This window comes from Rahnella sp. RcJ3, from assembly GCF_009498575.1.
GTDB classification, from domain to species: Bacteria; Pseudomonadota; Gammaproteobacteria; order Enterobacterales; family Enterobacteriaceae; genus Rahnella; species Rahnella aceris.
Genome location: NZ_QSNX01000005.1, coordinates 142,135 through 158,064, shown reverse-complemented (window position 1 = coordinate 158,064; position 15,930 = coordinate 142,135). Strand labels below are relative to the sequence as shown.

Below are 15,930 nucleotides of genomic sequence, written 5' to 3'. Positions count from 1 at the left end.
GTCTCTTTGCACCGCCCCCTGCGAAGGGGGAAGGAGTTACCGCCCGATGAACGCATTAATATCTCGCGCCAGATCCAGCCGCATCCCCTGCTCCCATATCCTCTCTGCCTCTTCCTCCGACATCACCCGCGTCGCCAGCGAGATAAACTTCTGTTTAAGTTGCTCATCTGACACCGGATTACCCGGCGCACCTAGCGCGACATCAACCCGCAGGGTTTGCGACTGGCCAGAACGGGTGAAGAGCGTGACATCCGGCTCGCCGTCGGCGCTCAGGGTGTCGTCTTCCCGCAAATCAATCCGGCGGATCATCTCCAGCAAGGCCGGATCCTGACGTTTATCAGCGTCATACGCCGCCAGCCCTGCGTGTCCAAAGACCACGCGGGCGGCGATAGCGTAGCGGATACTCATCTGCGCGGCGGCCAGCGTGGCGATTTCGTTGTCGCCGCACATGCCGTTGAGGAACGGACACAAGCGCACAACGATTTTTTCGATATCCGCCGCGCTGGCATTCAGTCTTTCCAGCAAAATGCCGGTGGCGTCAATGGCTGAATGCGTGCCACGACAGGAGGCGTAAGGCTTGATGGAACAACGTTCCAGCTTCCAGATTTCCCCCAGTTGCGCGGTCAGCGCTTCCGGCGTTGCACTGGCAGGGGCCAGCGTGGAAAGGAATCCTCCCCATTTATCCCCGAATAACTGCGACGGGCCGCTGATGCCCTGCCTGGCGCTCAGCGCGGCCAGCACACCGCCTTCGGCAGCACGTCCGGCGTGCAGTTTTTTACTCTGCGAACCGTCGTGGATAAACGCCCACAAGCCGCCGCTGAAACTGCCTGAGATGCCTAACGCCGAACTGATTTGCGCCGCATTCAGCCCCATTAATTTTCCGGCTGCCGCCGCCGCACCAAACACGCCGCAGGTGGATGTCGAATGCCAGCCTGCGCCGTTATGTGGTGAATATCCGCCACAGGCTTCCAGCACGCGGCGCGCCACGTCATAACCGATCACGACCGCAGTGATAAACGCTTTTCCGCTGACCGGTTGCGGGCATAACGGCAGTACCGCCAGCAAAGCCGGAATCACCACCGCGCCGGAATGATCGCAACCGCCGGTATCATCAAGTTCCAGCGCATGCGCCGCCACGCCGTTAAGCAGCGCGGCGTTGCGCGGCGACGTCAGTTCGCGACAGCCCCACACAGGCGAAAGCGGCAATGCGCCTTCACCGAGGATCATCGCCGCCACCTGTTTTGCAACATCGCTGGCGGATCCCACCAGCCCCGCGCCGAGCGTGTCGAGGATATGCCGCTTGGCGCGTTCAACAAGCCGTGGCGGCAAATCCTCAAAACGGGTGTTCACCACGAATCCGGCCAGAACCTGCTGTTGTGAAACATTACTCATGGCTGACTCCCGGCGCGGTGTGTTGCATCCAGATTTGCGCCGGATGCGACGCCTCGTTTTGCGGCTGATTCTGCGACCACCAGTCCGCGACTTCCCCGGCCGTCGCCACCCAGACGTCCGGGTGCGAAGTGATGTAATCCAGCAGTTCCGCCAGCACACCAATGCGCCCTGCCGTGCCGATCACTTCCGGATGCAGGCGCAGCACGTAACACAGGCCAAAACGGTGGAAACCGTCGAAATCCATCTTCATATTGCCGAGGGTATGGCGGTAAGAGGCAATCCGCGACTGCGCCGGAGGCACCGCCGGGCTGAGGTTGAAGGCAAAATACGGCTCGTCTTCCATTTCATAATGCAGCGGCAGTTCCACCAGCCGCGACGCCAGACCATCCTGCATCGGCTGGAAATAGGGTAAATCATCACCGCGCCAGCCGGATGTCCAGCTGAATCCTTCATCCGCCAGCACATCCGCAAAACCCGTCGCCCAGTTACCGGCGGGCAAACGAAAGCCGCGTGGCACTTTACCCGTCAGCGCTTTCAGCGCCGCTTTACCCCGTTGCAGGCTGTCAGTTTGCTGATGCAACGACAGGCCGTCAAAATGGACGAATTCATAGCCACAGGTCGCCAGTTCGTGACCCGCACGGTCTATATCACGGATCTTCTGCGGGTTTTCATCCGCTACAATGCCCGGCACACACCACGAGCTGCGCAGGTTTTTCTCCTGCAGCAAAGCCAGCAGCCTGTCGATGCCGCGCAGCGTGCCATAACGCCAGACGGACAGCGTTTTTTCGCGTCCGGCCACCGCAGGCACCTGACTGAGAATGCCGTGAATATCATTGAAATCAACAGTAATCACCACCGCAGAGCGGTAACCTGCGGGCCAGTTTTGTTCAGTCATTGGCATGCTCCTGCATCCACCAGTGCGCGACGTCCCGGCAACGTGCAAACCACACGTCATCCCGCGCTTTCAGGTGAGCAAAAAATGCGTCAAGTAGCATAATGCGTCCGGGTTTTCCGCTGATTTTGGGATGGAACAACGTGGTCAGGCTCAGCCCTTCATCCATCGCGCCATCGAATTCACGACACCAGTTATCCAGCGTCAGTTCATAGCTGGCGGTGCGGTCTAAGCCTGAGGGGAAATTCGGCTCGCGGGTATAGGCAATAGAAGCGTAATCGTCCATTTCCCAGCGGCCTGGGATTTCCACCAGCGGGCGGTCATGCCCCGCAACCTTGATGAGATAAGGCCGGTCGTCGCCGCGCATACTGCTGGAATAGGTCACGCCCGCCTCCAGTAACATGGCGGGGGTTTCTGCATGCCAGTCACCGGAAGGCGTGCGAAAACCCTCGGCACGGATGCCGAGAAACTGCCAGAAAATCTCGCGGGATTTCTGCATCACCCACAACTGTTTCTCCGCGCTGATGGCGTAAAAAGACTCATGACGGTAACCGTGATACGCCACTTCATGGCCGCGTCCGACAATCGCCTGACACTGTTTCGGCCAGTTCTCCACGACCCACGCGGGGATGAAAAATGTCGCCGGAAGCTGGTGATCATCAAGCAAATCAAGAATGCGCTCCAGCGCGCGGTAGGGTCCGTAAGCGCCGAAGGTAAAGTAATCCGCTTTCTGCCAGAGGGTGCCGTTAAGCATCGCATCACCGGTCGGGCCGTCGAGGTCAAACGCCAGCGCCATGCAGCCGCGTTTGTTTTGCGGCCATAAACTGGCCGCCTGTTGTGAAATCGTCATGAGTCAGTCCGTCACCTGAGGTTATTTGCCTTTATTGATGGTCACTTCCTGGATTGCACCATCCTGCAAACCCCATTTGGTGAGGATTTTCAGATAGGTACCGTCGGCGATCATGTCGGTCAGCGCGCCTTTTACCGCGTCAATCAGCGGCTGATCGTCCTTGCTGATCCCCATACCGGTCACCTGATAGGCAAAAGCTTTGCCCAGCGGTTTATAGGTGTCTTTCTCCAGATTCATGATGTACGGCAGGGTTTCGCTGCCCTGCACCACGCCTTCAATACGCCCCTGACGCAACTGGGTGCGCGCATCCGCCGTGCCTTCCGCGCCAATCACCACGATGGCGGGCTTACCTGCCGGAACGCAGTTAGCTTCACTCCAGGCCGCAATTTCAGCCGGGAATGTGGTACGGCGGCTGGTGCCGACTTTCTTGCCGCACAAATCCAGCATGGTATTGATTTCTTTGTGCGCGACGGTGGTATAGAACTGCGGTCCGCTGTTGTAGTAATCGACGAACGTGGCGATGTCCTGACGCGGTTTGGTGTCGGTCATACCGGATAAAATCATATCGACACGATGGGTGGCGACGGCGTTAACCATCTGTTCAAAGCCGATTTCCTGCCAGCTGATTTTGCGGTTCAGGCGTTTGCCGAGTTCCATGCCCAGATCGTAATCCATGCCGGTCAGATTACCGGTGGCCGGATCTTTGAATTCCAGCGGCGGATAGTTCGGCATCATCGCCACTTTAATTTCGTCTTTTTGCTTCAGCTCCGCCGCGCTGGCGACAGAAACAGCGCCGTTCAGCAGCACGCCAGCGGTAATGAGGGACAACAATGTTTTTTTCATGAAGGCATTCCCATAGTCAAAAGTTAACGTCAAAAGGGTCAGATCAGGACGGCAGAAATAAAGTTCTGCGTCCGTGGATTTTGCGGGTTGAGCAAAATGTCTTCCGGATTACCACTTTCTATAATTCCGCCCTCGTCCATGAAGACCACGCGGTTTGCCACTTCCCGCGCGAAACCTAATTCATGCGTGACGACAATCATGGTCATGCCTTCTGCCGCCAGGCCGCGCATCACCGCCAGCACTTCACCCACCATCTCCGGGTCGAGCGCCGAGGTGGGTTCATCAAACAGCATCACTTTGGGTTTCATCGCCAGCGCCCTGGCAATCGCCACGCGCTGTTGCTGGCCGCCGGAAAGTTCCAGCGGATAAGCATCACGCTTATGCGCCAGCCCGACGCGCTCAAGCAGCGCCATCGCTTCCTGCGTCGCCTCTTTCACCGGACGCAGCAGCACCTGACACGGCCCTTCGATGATGTTTTCCAGCGCGGTTTTATCCGGGAACAGATTGAAACGCTGGAATACCATGCCGGTTTTCAGCCGCTGACGGGCAATCTGCCGGTCATTAAGCGGATACAGCTTTTTGCCGTCCATGCGGTAACCGACCAGTTCGTCATCGACCCAGACGCCCCCGCTGTCGATGCGCTCAAGTTGATTGATGCAGCGCAAAAATGTGCTTTTCCCTGAGCCGGAAGGCCCGATGATGCACATCACTTCGCCGTGTTTAACCTCAAGATTGACGTTTTTCAGCGCCTGAAACTGATCAAAGTACTTATTAACGTTGACGGCTTTGATAATACTTTTCATGGTCAGGCTCCTGTCAGTGGCTGGTGCGGCGGCGGGTGCCACGGCCAAAATAACGTTCCAGACGGTTCTGCCCGAGCGACAGCACGGTCACCACCACCAGATACCAGATGCCCGCCACAAACAGCAGTTCCATTACCCGCGCATTGGCGAAGTAAATGGTCTGCGCGTTATAGAGCACTTCGGAATACTGGATCATGCTGGCAAGGCTGGTGGTTTTCACCATGCTGATGAATTCGTTACCAATGGGCGGGATAATCACCCGCATTGCCTGGGGCAAAATAATCCGCCGCAGCGCATGCAGACGGGTCATGCCGATGGATTTCGCGGCTTCGTACTGCCCGAGATCGACCGAGATCAGCCCGGCACGCACCACTTCCGAGGTGTACGCGCCCTGATTAATGCTCAGGCCGAGCAGCGCGGCGGTGAACGGCGTCATGATATCGACGGTCTGAATGCTGAATACGCCGGGAATGGCGATGACCGGGAAAATCAGCGCCAGGTTAAACCACAGCAACAGTTGTAAAATCAGCGGGGTGCCGCGAAAAATCCACGTATACCCCATCGCCACGCTGCGCAGGACCGGGTTTTGCGACATGCGCATCACGGCGATAATCACGCCGAACACGATCCCCAGCGCCATCGCCAGCACCGACATCACAATGGTATTGCCCAGCCCGAACAGAATGGCTTTGGCGGTCAGGAACTGCTCCACGTACTGCCATTCGATTTTGCCGTGCGCAAAGGCATTCACCAGCAACGCCAGCAGCAGCAGGATCACCACCGAGGCAAAAAACCGGCCGTAATAACGTTGCGGCACGTAGTGATATTCGCTGAGATCAATCTCTGCGCTTTTCGCGCTTTCCGACATTTTCTGATAAGGGGTCATAAGCCTTCTCCCGCCCGGTTATAAAGACAGGCCAGCGTAGCCTGTAGCCCAGTGCGCCTGCGCCTGCAGACGAATTTTCAGCCGCGCAATTTGCTCCGCCACCCGCACCGGCGCCGTGCCGCCTTTGCCGCTGCGGGCGTTGATCGCCGCTTCCAGCGTCAGGCATTCACGCACGTCGGCGCTCAGGCGGGCGTCTACTTCCAGTAACTGCGCGTCGCTGACTTCGTGCAGCGCCAGATTATGTTGCTCACACACCTGCACCAGTTTGCCGGTGATTTCGTGGGCTTCCTTGAACGGCACGCCACGGCGCGACAGCCAGTCGGCCACTTCAGTCGCCAGCGTAAAGCCTTCCGGTGCCTGTTCGCGTAAACGCTCAACATTGACGGTCATGGTATCGATCATGCCCGCCATCGCAGGCAGCACTAACAGCAACTGTTCGACGGTATCCAGCGCATTACGTTTGTCTTCGATAAGGTCACGGTTATAGGAAAGCGGCAGGCCTTTCATGGTGGTCAGCATGGCGGTGACGTTGCCAATCAGCCGTCCGCTTTTGCCGCGCGTCAGTTCAGCGATATCCGGGTTTTTCTTTTGCGGCATGATGGAACTGCCGGTGGCGTAGCCGTCGTCCAGTTCAACCCAGCGGAACTGGCGCGATGCCCACAGACACACTTCTTCACTGATGCGGGAAAGATTGACGCTCAGCATACTGCCCGCAAACAGGAATTCTGCGACGTGATCCCGGCTGGCCACGGCATCAATCGAGTTCTCGCAGGCACCGTCATAACCGAGATCTTTGGCGGAGAGTTCCGGGTGCAGGGCAATCGCAGAACCCGCCATCGCCGCCGCGCCCAGAGGCGACAGTGCGCAACGCTTATCCCAGTCCTGAAAGCGTTCAATGTCACGGCAAAAGGACTGCGCATGCGCCATCAGCTGATGCCCGAACACAATCGGCTGCGCCTGCTGAAGATGGGTAAAACCCGGTGCCAGAGTATGAATATGCTGTTCCGCCTGCTTCACCAGTGCAGTCTGAAGTTCGAGCAATGCCGCCACAATCTTGCGGGCGTGGTCGCGCAGGTAGAGGCGTAAATCGTTAGCGGTCTGATCATTACGTGAACGCCCTGCCCGCAGCTTGCCGCCGAGTTCGCCCAGCCGCTCGGTCAGGCTGCGTTCGATAAACGTGTGAACGTCTTCATCCCCCTGAACCGGCTGAATAATCCCGGCACGGAAATCCTTCGCCAGTTGTTTAATGGCCTCCACCATCAGGACGGTTTCATTTTCGTCGAGTAAACCGGCGCGGCTTAATTCATACGCATGGGCGCGGCACCCTTCCAGATCATATTCGGCAAGGGAAAAATAATATTCCGGGCTGCGCGATAACGCGCTTAATGCGGCGGCTGGCCCGTGTTTGAAGCGTGCTCCCCACAGTAATTCTGGCTGTTGCGACATAATTTTTTCCTTGTATGGCATAAATGTTGCAAACCTGGATCCGGTGGCATGTCTGACGGTAAGAGAAAATAAAACCCTTCCGGCAACATGACGAATGACACTGAACAATCTGAGGCTTGCAAGGTAATAACGAGTGAGGCTACGTGAATTTGATGGTGTAGATTTTAAAGGCGGGGGTAAATATTAATTATGGAAAGTCCACTTTCCAAATCAGGAAACACATCACCCGCAAAAAGTGATATTAACCAGCACAGCCTTGGCGTCGCCGATTTAAAACTTTTGCGCGTCTTTAAAACCGTGGTGGAAGCCGGTGGTTTTACCGCCGCATGCAATGAACTGAATATTGGTCTGGCGGCGATCAGTAAACAAATTTCTGATCTCGAAATCCGTTTTGGCATGAAACTTTGCACCCGAGGACGTGAAGGATTTTATTTAACCGAACACGGTAAAGTGGCTTATCAGGCCTGCCTTGATTTATTTTCATCCATCAATCAGTTTCGCGACAAACTCAATCACGCCCGTCATGAACTGTTTGGCGAGCTGAATATTGGCATCATCGATAACACCATCACTGACCCGCAATCGCCCGTAGTCAGTGCGTTGGGTGAGATTTACCGTCAGGCACCGAAGGTCAGTATTCGCCTGCACGCCACTCAGCTGGACGAGATTGAACGCGGGATTATCGACGGACGTTTTACCTGTGGCATCATGCCGGTGTATCAGGAAAAACCGGAGTTTGATTACTATTGCCTCTATCATGAAATGGCTTATCTTTATTGCGGCGACAAACATCCGCTGTTCAGCGTCCCTGCCGCTGAAATAAAAGAATCACAGATCAAATCGTCGCACATGGTGAATCATTTTTACGCCAATCACAGTAAAAAAAATATCTTTTCGGATGTCACTTCCACGCACGCCATTGCGGTGCAAGTCGAAGCCGTCACCATGCTGCTGATGACGGGAAATTATCTCGGATTTCTGCCTGAACATTACGCCAGTGCCTTTATGGGCGGAAATAAACTCCGCGCACTGATGCCGGAGAATATTGAAATTGCCACACCGTTCAGCCTTGTACTGAAAAAAGGCGCACCGTTTAATTCGGTGATGACGTTATTTTACAACGCCCTTAAACAGGCATTAATCCCCGTTCCTGAAGCCAGAGCCAGCTGACCGGCTTATGCACCCTTTGCATATCATTGTTTTTCTGCACCCTGAAGGTGCAAAGAAAGTCATGTTGTGGTGCGGATTATCACTTTTAATTATAAGTTCATTTACCTTCTTCTCATTAATTATCTAAAAATGTATAACATCAAAGCCCTGCATGATTTCCTTCTGCGATTTCAACTGTGGCGCAGTAATTGCTTCACCCACTTGTCTATACAGGGTTGCACATTAGGATTTTTATTGGCCGTCTTTTTCTCTTCCCACACCAAGCGAGGAAATTATGTCACCTTCTCAGACCTTTACGGGTTTCTTCAAAAACAAACTGGCTCTGGCCTGTTGTCTTGGCGCACTTAGCACATTCAGCCTGAGCACCTCCGCCGCTGCACCCGAAGCGGGCACGTTCAAAATGGGCATTGAACCCTGGCTGGGTTACGGCCAGTGGCACGTCGCACAAAGTCAGGGCATTTTTAAACAACAGGGGCTGGAGAAGGTCGATATCATTAACTTCGCCGAAGATAAAGACATCAACGCCGCCTTAGCCAGCGGCCAGATCGACGGCGCAAACATTGCCACACATACCGCAATGGCGATGGTCTCTGCCGGTTTACCGATCAAAGTGGTGCTGTTACTGGATCAAAGTGAAACCGCAGACGCCCTGCTGGTGGGCAAAGACATCACCACGCTGAAAGATTTGAAAGGCAAGCAGGTGGCCTTTGAAGAAGGCACCACCAGCGACATTCTGTTGCACAGCGCCGTTAATTCTGCAGGTCTGAAATGGAGTGATATCACACCGGTGCCGATGCCAGCCGATTCTGCGGGCAGCGCGCTGATTGCCAAACGCGTCACTGCTGCCGTCACTTATGAACCCTATATTTCTGCCGCGAAAAAACAGGACCCGTCGCTGAAAATGCTCTACAGCGGCTCTTCCGATCCCGGCCTGATTGGCGATGTGCTGGTGGTCCGTGATTCCGTACTGAAAGAAAAACCGGGGCAAATCGCTGCGCTGATCAAAAGCTGGGACGCCGCCCTGACCCACTACCAGGCCAATACCACAGCGGATCGCGCCATCATCGCCAAAGCGGTTGGCGCAACGCCTGCAGATCTGGAAACCGCGTTTGATGGCGTGAAATATTACTCGCTGGCGGAAAACAAACAGGTGCTCAGCCATTCCTTCTCCGACCAGACCTTCGCCCACGTGCTCAAAGCCGCCACCGCCGCCGGGCTTATTCCTAAACCGGTAACCGCCGCCGGGGTGATTGACGCCAGCTTCGTGAACAGCCTGCCATGAGTTCGCGTCGTAAACCGCTCAATCTGATGGTGATTGGCCGCCTGCCGTCGCGCAAAGTGTTCGTCGGCATTGCGGTCACGCTGTTCGTGATTCTGTTTCTTGCCTGGGGGCTGGCAACCCGCAGCGGCGCGATCCCGCCGATTTTCCTGCCCAAACTGACCGATGTCTGGCTGAAAATGGTCAGTCTGGCGCAGGACGGCACGCTATGGAGCGACATTAAAAGCAGCCTGTACCGCATCAGTATCGCCTTCGCGATTTCCTCAGTGATGTCGATTGTGATTGGCGTGCTGGCAGGCTGTTACGGTTTCTTCAAAGCGCTGACCGAACCGCTGGTGGACTTTATCCGTTACATGCCGGTGGTGGCGTTCGTGCCGCTGACCATTCTGTGGACCGGCACCGACGATGTGCAGAAATTCCTGATTATCTGGATCGGTACATTCTTCCAGCAGGTTCTGATGGTGATCGACGCCGTGAAACGGGTGCCCGGCGATTTTGTCGGTTTAGGCCGCACGTTAGGCATGCCGGATCGCAAAATCTTGTTCCGCATCGTTTTACCCGGTGCACTGCCGGGTATCTGGGACGCACTGCGCATCAGTCTCGGCTGGGCGTGGACGTGGCTGGTGCTGGCCGAACTGGTGGCATCCACGTCCGGGCTCGGTTACCGCATCGTGGTGTCGCAACGTTTCTTCCAGACTGACACCATCATCGGCTACATCCTGCTGCTGGGTATTCTGGGTTTAATCAGCGATCAGATCATGCGTGCACTTGAGCGCGTGCTGTTCCGCTACAACAAGAGGCGCGCCTGATGTCGGTGTTAACCATTTCCCATCTGCACAAAAGTTTTCAGGTTGGCAAACAAACGCGCGAAGTGCTGCACGACATCAGCCTGACACTGGCGGACAATGAATTTGTTTCGGTGGTTGGCACATCCGGCTGTGGCAAAAGCACCTTATTGTCGATTGCTGCCGGGCTTGAGGATTACGACAGCGGCGACGTTCAGGTGGATGGCAAAACCATTCGCGGCGCGGGCATTGACCGTGGCGTGGTATTTCAGTCTTACACCCTGTTGCCCTGGCTGACAGCGCGTCAGAACATTGAGTTTGCGCTGAAAGCCGCCGGATTCAGCCGCGCGGAATGCCGTGAAAAAGCCAGTCAGCATCTCGAACTGGTGCAACTGACGCAGTTTGCTGATGCCTGGCCCGCGGAGCTTTCCGGTGGCATGAAACAGCGTGTCGCCATCGCCCGTGCGCTGTCTTACCGCCCTAAAATCCTGCTGATGGATGAACCCTTTGGCGCGCTGGATGCCATGACCCGCCATCAGATGCAGGAATTACTGACCGGCATCTGGGAGCAACACCGGCTGACCGTCATGTTCGTCACCCACGATATTGAAGAAGCGGTATATCTTTCTGACCGCATTGTGGTGATGGGCCCCGGCACGATTGCGGCGACTTACGACGTACCGTTACCGCGTCCGCGCCGTGAGGAACTGACCGCCAGCCCTGAATTCACTGATCTGCAACGCCAGGTCCTGCACACTATCCGCAGCGGCCATCCCCGCGCTGCGCTGGCCTGATAACCGGAGATTGACCATGTCTGCACCTTTTCAAGCCGTAACTTTTCATGATTTGAGTGATTCGTCTGAACTGCCAGCGGAGCTGTTCAAACGCACGGAAGCCGATTTGTCGTTTTTCACTGAGCGCGTTGCGCCGATCATTGAAGCGGTGCGTACCGAAGGCGATGCCGCCCTGCGCCGTTTTGCCCGCGATTTCGACGGCGTTACCGCGCCGCATATGAGCATTCTGGCGGAAGATACGGAATTCGAAACGGCGTTTGAACGCCTCGATCCGCAGGTGGTGGAATCGATCCGTTTCGCCGTCGAAAACGTCCGCGCCTTCCATGAAGCACAAAAACCGGAAGACATGTGGATGAAAGAAATCCGCCCCGGCGCCTTTGCCGGTGACCGCCATGTGCCCATCGATTCCGTAGCCTGTTACGTGCCACGCGGCAAAGGCTCATTCCCAAGCGTGTTACTGATGACCACCATTCCGGCGGTGGTCGCAGGTGTAAAACGCGCCATTGTCATCACCCCGCCTGGCCCCGACGGCAAAGTCGATGACGCCACGCTGGTGGCCGCTCGTCTGGTTGGCATTACCGAAGTGTACAAATGCGGCGGCGCACAGGGTGTCGCTGCCGTGGCATTTGGCACGGAAACCGTGCCGAAGTGCCTGAAGATAGTCGGCCCCGGCAGCCCGTGGGTGGTGGCCGCCAAGCGTCAACTCTCGAATCTGATCGACCCCGGCATTCCTGCCGGTCCAAGCGAAAGCCTGATCCTCGCCGATGACACCGTGGACGGTGCGCTGGCAGCGCTGGATCTGATCATCGAATCAGAACATGGCACGGATTCTTCGGCGTATCTGGTCACCAGCAGCCGTCGGGTCGCTGAACAGGCCATCGCCGCACTGCCCGGTTACTGGGCGCAGCTCGATGAAAAACGGGCCGGATTCTCACAGGCCGTATTATGCGGAACCCACGGCGGCGTGGTGCTGACAGCAGATTTCACCGCAGCCGTTGAATTTGTGAATCAGTACGCGCCGGAACATCTGGAAATTCTGGCCGAAGAGCCGATGGCCGTGATGGGCAAAATCCGCAATGCCGGTGAAATCCTGCTGGGGAATTACACACCGATCACGCTGGGGAATTTCGTCCTCGGACCGAACGCAGTTCTGCCGACCAATGGCGCAGCGAAAACCGTCGGGCCGCTGTCTGTGTTCGATTACATGAAACGGATCTCCGTAGGCTATGTCACCCGCGAAGGCTATCAGCCGCTGGCCGATAAAGCACACGCCTTTGCATTGTATGAAGGATTCCCCGGCCACGCGCTGGCGGTATCGGCTTTACGCACTGAGATCATCAACAAAAAAGGCCAGTAACGATGAGCAATATGACGGGCAGTGAACCGCTGGCCGCGCAGGCGCGTCAGTTAGTGCAGGCGGGAGAATGGCAGCAGGCGGCAGACGTTTTGCGCCAGCTTATCGGCGAAGTCACCGGCGTGGCTGCCGGTCAGCTCACCATCAACCGCGATCAGTACAGCCTCAACTCTCTCAACGGCACCGTGACCCTTGAGGATGGCCGCGCCCTGTTCTTCAAATATCACAATGAAGAAGGCGAAGATAAAACCATCGAGGAGTATTACAACGCAGAATTGCTGCGTGAAAGTGGCTTTCGCGTGGATGTTCCTGTCTATGCCTGCGGCGAGCCGGGGCGGCAGATTCTGATGTACACCCTGCGCCATGACCGGCGCATGGCGGACATCTGCCGCGATATCGAACAGCAGCAGGCGTGGGACCAGGAAGCGGAAATCGAAGAGGCACAGCGCCGCGCTGACCGCGATATTCTGACCCATACCCTGCCGACGCTGAAACCCGGCTCAGTCAGTGCGGTGGCGGCCGAACCTGTCCATCAGTTGTTCTATCACCGGCTAATTTCTCCGGAAAACCCGGAAATCACCGCGGGTTTTGGGGGTCGCGTGGCCCGTTTTTACGTCGGTAAAACCTTCCGGCTGGAAGATGAGGAACTGGAATGGCAGACACTGAGCAACCTGCGATGGGTAATCAACGGCGTGGCTTATCAGCACAGTTTACGCCAACTATTCAGTGAAGCAGGCGTCCGCCTGGCACCGGCGGCACTGGCCGATCACGGGGTGATTACCGCGCACGGTGACGCGCATAATGCCAACGTCTGGTACGACACCACGGAGGAAATCCCGCAACTGGTCAGCTTCGACCCGGCGTTTGCCGGTCGTAATATTCCGGCGCTACTGGCGGAAATCAAAGCCACCTTCCACAACATTTTTGCCCATCCGCTGTGGCTGTATGAACCTTCACGCTGCGGCGAACTTTACAAAGTGACCGTGATGCGTCGCGGCGACACGTTATATGTCGATCATAACTGGCAGTTAACCCCGCTGCGCGCAGCGTTTTTACGTGACAAAGGCGAGGAATACTGGCAGCCGTTACTGACGCAACTCGCCCGCCACGGCTGGCTGCCACCCCACTGGCAGCGGATCTTCCGGCTCGCCATGTTCTGCTGCCCGACGCTGGTGCTGGATTTACGCGCCGGAGGTTTCAGCGGCCATACGCCAACCAGTTCCGCCCTCGGGCTGGCAATGGCCGTCATGCTCGGCAGCGAACCGGTCGAAGATACCGATGAGTTCAGCGACTGGCTGGCGCGGATAAGCCCGGTGGGGAGACCCTGATGGCCTCTCCTTTCTCCCTGCAACGTTTCTCGCTGCAAGGCAGGCGGGTACTGATCACCGGCAGTTCACGCGGCATCGGTCAGGCACTGGCTTCAGGTATGGCACAAGCCGGAGCCAGCGTCATTGTCTGCGGGCGTGATATCACCACGCTGAATGCCGTTTGCGAACAAATCCGCCAGCAAAACGGTGACGCCACGCCGCTGGTACTGGACGTCACGCAGCCCGCCACTTTTGCCGACGCTTTCGCCTCCCTGCCCGCACCGCCGGATGTGCTGGTTAACAATGCCGGTACTGAACAGTTATGCCCGTCGATGGATGTCGACGAAGTGCTGTGGGACCGCATTCTGACCACCAATCTTAAAGGCGCATTTTTCTGCGCCCAGGCCGCAGCACGGCTGATGGCTGAAAATGGCGGTGGCAGCATCCTTAATCTGTGCTCCCTGACCAGCCAGGTCGGCGTGCCCGGCGCTGCTGCTTACGGCGCATCTAAATCGGCGATGGTCGGCCTGACACATACTCTGGCGACAGAATGGGCCGGTAAAAACATCCGGGTGAACGGCATCGGACCGGGATATTTCAAAACAGACCTGACCGCTGAGTTTTATGACAACGCCGCCTGGTGCCGGCAGATGCAGGCAAAGATCCCGCTGGGAAGATTTGGCGAACTGGAAGATCTGATCGGCGCAACGGTATTTCTGAGCAGCCCGGCCGCAGCGTATATCACCGGGCAGGTGCTCTATGTGGACGGGGGATATCTGGCGGGGATCTGATGTCAGACACGGGTTGGCTCAGGCCCCGTGCAAGCTTGGCGTTCAACCGGAGTGTACATAAGTTACTGTTTTGTCTGTAATACCCCACCCCAACCCTCCCCTTCGCAGGGGAGGGAGCCGACCGGGTTGCTTGTGGGATTGGCTTTTGCTCCTCCCCCTGCGAAGGGGGAGGCCGGGAGGGGGTATTAATGAAAAACCAATAAGTTAAAGCTTGCACGACACACCTGAAACTCTAAAAATCCTTAAATTCTCGCCCCCATTTCCTCCACCCTTGCAATTGCCGCATACAGCGCCTCCGCCGTCACGTGTCCCGGCATATTCGCCATATCCGGCGCATGCAGTGATGCCTGCACAATACTTTCCAGCTCATCCTCATTAAGATCGGCTATCTCACTCAGACGCAGCGGCACAGCGCAGGCTTGCGCAAGTCTGACGGCTTCCAGCAGTTCCTCATCACTGCGGTTCTCCAGCGCCAGCAGGCACAGGTTGCCGAAGCCGACCAGCAGACCGTGGCCGAATTCACGGGTTTTATCACAGACCGTGAAACCTTCATAAATGGCGTGGGAAGCAGCGGCATGTGCCCCGCTGCTCATCAGCGATGTCAGGCCCGCAAACATGAAAATAGCATCGAGTACCTGATCCAGCCCGGCGTTCGGTTTACCGGCGCGCACGGCGTCGCAGGCCGCCGGGCCGTAAGATTCAATCAGGTCATAGCAGATCCGGCTGTTGGCGCTGGAAGAACGTGCGACGCCGCTCAGCTGGCCGTGATGACCGCTGATGGCACGGAATTCATACCATTTTGCCAGCGTGTCGCCAAGGCCTGCAGCCAGCCAGCGCAACGGGGCAACAGCCAGAATTTCGCTGTCGATGATCACCGAAGCCGGTGCCTGTGGCAGCGGGAATAAATCCCGGAAATGACCGTCGTCATGGTAACGGATGGTCAGCGGCGTGACGGCGGCGCAGGTCGCGGCAATCGTCGGAATCGTCACAACCGGCACACTGGTTTCCACGCCAACGGCTTTGCAGGTATCAAGAGATTTGCCGCCACCCACACCAATCACGATATCGGCTTTTTTATCTTTAACGATTTTAGCCAGGCGGCTGATATTGCCCTCACTGCTTTCCCCGCCGAACCATTCGCTGCCAACCAGTTCCACGGCGGAACCCTCAAGCTGGTGGCGGATTTTATCCCCCACGGCGGCCAGCGACTGATGGCCACCAATCACCAGCGCACGCGTACCCAGCAGTGCGCAAATGTCACCAAGCTGAGAGATAACGCCGGGTCCGCGCAGGATTTGCGCCGGGAAGATAATATTCTGTGCCTGCATAACTGCCTCT

Annotated in this window: 15 protein-coding genes; 7 read left to right on the top strand and 8 right to left on the bottom strand. The window is 56.7% G+C overall.

Features of this window, described 5'->3' with window-relative positions; all coding sequences use genetic code 11:
- Window positions 1-36 precede the first annotated feature (36 nt).
- Genes DXU84_RS08700 through argH form a run of 7 tightly spaced genes read right to left on the bottom strand, consistent with a single transcriptional unit; the run spans window position 37 to window position 7,112 of the window.
- A complete protein-coding gene (locus DXU84_RS08700; RefSeq protein WP_131637662.1) occupies window positions 37-1,392 on the bottom strand; it encodes an MmgE/PrpD family protein in 1,356 nt (451 codons plus the stop codon).
- Window positions 1,385-2,287: a polysaccharide deacetylase gene (locus DXU84_RS08695; RefSeq protein ID WP_153375431.1), complete on the bottom strand. Its 903-nt coding sequence runs from the start codon at window positions 2,285-2,287 to the stop codon at window positions 1,385-1,387. The genes DXU84_RS08700 and DXU84_RS08695 overlap by 8 nt, the downstream gene beginning before the upstream one ends.
- Window positions 2,280-3,134, bottom strand: a complete 855-nt coding sequence (locus DXU84_RS08690; protein ID WP_112198764.1) for a polysaccharide deacetylase — start codon at window positions 3,132-3,134, stop codon at window positions 2,280-2,282. The genes DXU84_RS08695 and DXU84_RS08690 overlap by 8 nt, the downstream gene beginning before the upstream one ends.
- 21 nt (window positions 3,135-3,155) lie before the next feature.
- Entirely contained in the window at window positions 3,156-3,977 is an 822-nt protein-coding gene (locus DXU84_RS08685) for an ABC transporter substrate-binding protein (RefSeq protein WP_013575490.1), read from the bottom strand.
- Window positions 3,978-4,015: 38 nt separating this feature from the next.
- Window positions 4,016-4,780 carry an amino acid ABC transporter ATP-binding protein gene (locus DXU84_RS08680; RefSeq protein ID WP_013575489.1) on the bottom strand — a complete coding sequence of 255 codons (765 nt, stop codon included), beginning with the start codon at window positions 4,778-4,780 and terminating at the stop codon, window positions 4,016-4,018.
- 13 nt (window positions 4,781-4,793) lie between these two features.
- On the bottom strand, window positions 4,794-5,666 hold the full coding sequence (locus tag DXU84_RS08675) for an amino acid ABC transporter permease (protein ID WP_153375429.1): 873 nt from the start codon (window positions 5,664-5,666) through the stop codon (window positions 4,794-4,796).
- A gap of 18 nt (window positions 5,667-5,684) precedes the next feature.
- Window positions 5,685-7,112 (bottom strand): argininosuccinate lyase, encoded by a 1,428-nt coding sequence (argH, locus tag DXU84_RS08670; protein ID WP_153375427.1) that lies wholly within the window; start codon window positions 7,110-7,112, stop codon window positions 5,685-5,687.
- A 189-nt stretch (window positions 7,113-7,301) separates the two neighbouring features.
- Here argH and DXU84_RS08665 point away from each other — a divergent pair, with 189 nt between their 5' ends.
- The 7 genes from DXU84_RS08665 to DXU84_RS08635 all read left to right on the top strand — a co-directional run bounded on the left by DXU84_RS08665 (window position 7,302) and on the right by DXU84_RS08635 (window position 14,592).
- Window positions 7,302-8,282, top strand: coding sequence for a LysR family transcriptional regulator (locus tag DXU84_RS08665; RefSeq protein ID WP_112198766.1), 981 nt, complete (start codon window positions 7,302-7,304; stop codon window positions 8,280-8,282).
- A gap of 274 nt (window positions 8,283-8,556) precedes the next feature.
- Window positions 8,557-9,564, top strand: coding sequence for an ABC transporter substrate-binding protein (locus tag DXU84_RS08660; protein WP_013575485.1), 1,008 nt, complete (start codon window positions 8,557-8,559; stop codon window positions 9,562-9,564).
- The gene (locus tag DXU84_RS08655; protein WP_013575484.1) at window positions 9,561-10,370 is read left to right on the top strand and encodes an ABC transporter permease; all 810 of its coding nucleotides are present in this window, start codon (window positions 9,561-9,563) and stop codon (window positions 10,368-10,370) included. Before DXU84_RS08660 ends, DXU84_RS08655 begins: the two co-directional genes overlap by 4 nt.
- Window positions 10,370-11,140, top strand: coding sequence for an ABC transporter ATP-binding protein (locus DXU84_RS08650; RefSeq protein WP_013575483.1), 771 nt, complete (start codon window positions 10,370-10,372; stop codon window positions 11,138-11,140). Before DXU84_RS08655 ends, DXU84_RS08650 begins: the two co-directional genes overlap by 1 nt.
- A gap of 16 nt (window positions 11,141-11,156) precedes the next feature.
- Entirely contained in the window at window positions 11,157-12,497 is a 1,341-nt protein-coding gene (hisD, locus tag DXU84_RS08645) for a histidinol dehydrogenase (protein ID WP_153375425.1), read from the top strand.
- A 2-nt stretch (window positions 12,498-12,499) separates the two neighbouring features.
- Entirely contained in the window at window positions 12,500-13,822 is a 1,323-nt protein-coding gene (locus tag DXU84_RS08640) for a hypothetical protein (RefSeq protein ID WP_013575481.1), read from the top strand.
- A complete protein-coding gene (locus DXU84_RS08635) occupies window positions 13,822-14,592 on the top strand; it encodes an SDR family NAD(P)-dependent oxidoreductase (RefSeq protein WP_153375423.1) in 771 nt (256 codons plus the stop codon). Before DXU84_RS08640 ends, DXU84_RS08635 begins: the two co-directional genes overlap by 1 nt.
- Window positions 14,593-14,834: 242 nt before the next feature.
- Here the strand turns inward: DXU84_RS08635 and DXU84_RS08630 are convergent, their stop codons facing one another.
- Window positions 14,835-15,920, bottom strand: a complete 1,086-nt coding sequence (locus tag DXU84_RS08630) for an iron-containing alcohol dehydrogenase family protein (RefSeq protein ID WP_153375421.1) — start codon at window positions 15,918-15,920, stop codon at window positions 14,835-14,837.
- Between the last annotated feature and the right edge of the window lie 10 nt (window positions 15,921-15,930).

Bases quoted from the DNA above. Each gene is read 5' to 3' on its own strand.
- DXU84_RS08635 (WP_153375423.1), top strand. From the start codon at position 13,822: ATGGCCTCTCCTTTCTCCCTGCAACGTTTCTCGCTGCAAGGCAGGCGG.
- DXU84_RS08655 (WP_013575484.1), top strand. From the start codon at position 9,561: ATGAGTTCGCGTCGTAAACCGCTCAATCTGATGGTGATTGGCCGCCTG.
- DXU84_RS08680 (WP_013575489.1), bottom strand. From the start codon at position 4,780: ATGAAAAGTATTATCAAAGCCGTCAACGTTAATAAGTACTTTGATCAG.
- DXU84_RS08685 (WP_013575490.1), bottom strand. From the start codon at position 3,977: ATGAAAAAAACATTGTTGTCCCTCATTACCGCTGGCGTGCTGCTGAAC.
- argH (WP_153375427.1), bottom strand. From the start codon at position 7,112: ATGTCGCAACAGCCAGAATTACTGTGGGGAGCACGCTTCAAACACGGG.
- DXU84_RS08660 (WP_013575485.1), top strand. From the start codon at position 8,557: ATGTCACCTTCTCAGACCTTTACGGGTTTCTTCAAAAACAAACTGGCT.
- DXU84_RS08690 (WP_112198764.1), bottom strand. From the start codon at position 3,134: ATGACGATTTCACAACAGGCGGCCAGTTTATGGCCGCAAAACAAACGC.
- DXU84_RS08700 (WP_131637662.1), bottom strand. From the start codon at position 1,392: ATGAGTAATGTTTCACAACAGCAGGTTCTGGCCGGATTCGTGGTGAAC.
- DXU84_RS08650 (WP_013575483.1), top strand. From the start codon at position 10,370: ATGTCGGTGTTAACCATTTCCCATCTGCACAAAAGTTTTCAGGTTGGC.
- DXU84_RS08640 (WP_013575481.1), top strand. From the start codon at position 12,500: ATGAGCAATATGACGGGCAGTGAACCGCTGGCCGCGCAGGCGCGTCAG.
- DXU84_RS08675 (WP_153375429.1), bottom strand. From the start codon at position 5,666: ATGACCCCTTATCAGAAAATGTCGGAAAGCGCGAAAAGCGCAGAGATT.
- DXU84_RS08695 (WP_153375431.1), bottom strand. From the start codon at position 2,287: ATGACTGAACAAAACTGGCCCGCAGGTTACCGCTCTGCGGTGGTGATT.
- DXU84_RS08665 (WP_112198766.1), top strand. From the start codon at position 7,302: ATGGAAAGTCCACTTTCCAAATCAGGAAACACATCACCCGCAAAAAGT.
- hisD (WP_153375425.1), top strand. From the start codon at position 11,157: ATGTCTGCACCTTTTCAAGCCGTAACTTTTCATGATTTGAGTGATTCG.
- DXU84_RS08630 (WP_153375421.1), bottom strand. From the start codon at position 15,920: ATGCAGGCACAGAATATTATCTTCCCGGCGCAAATCCTGCGCGGACCC.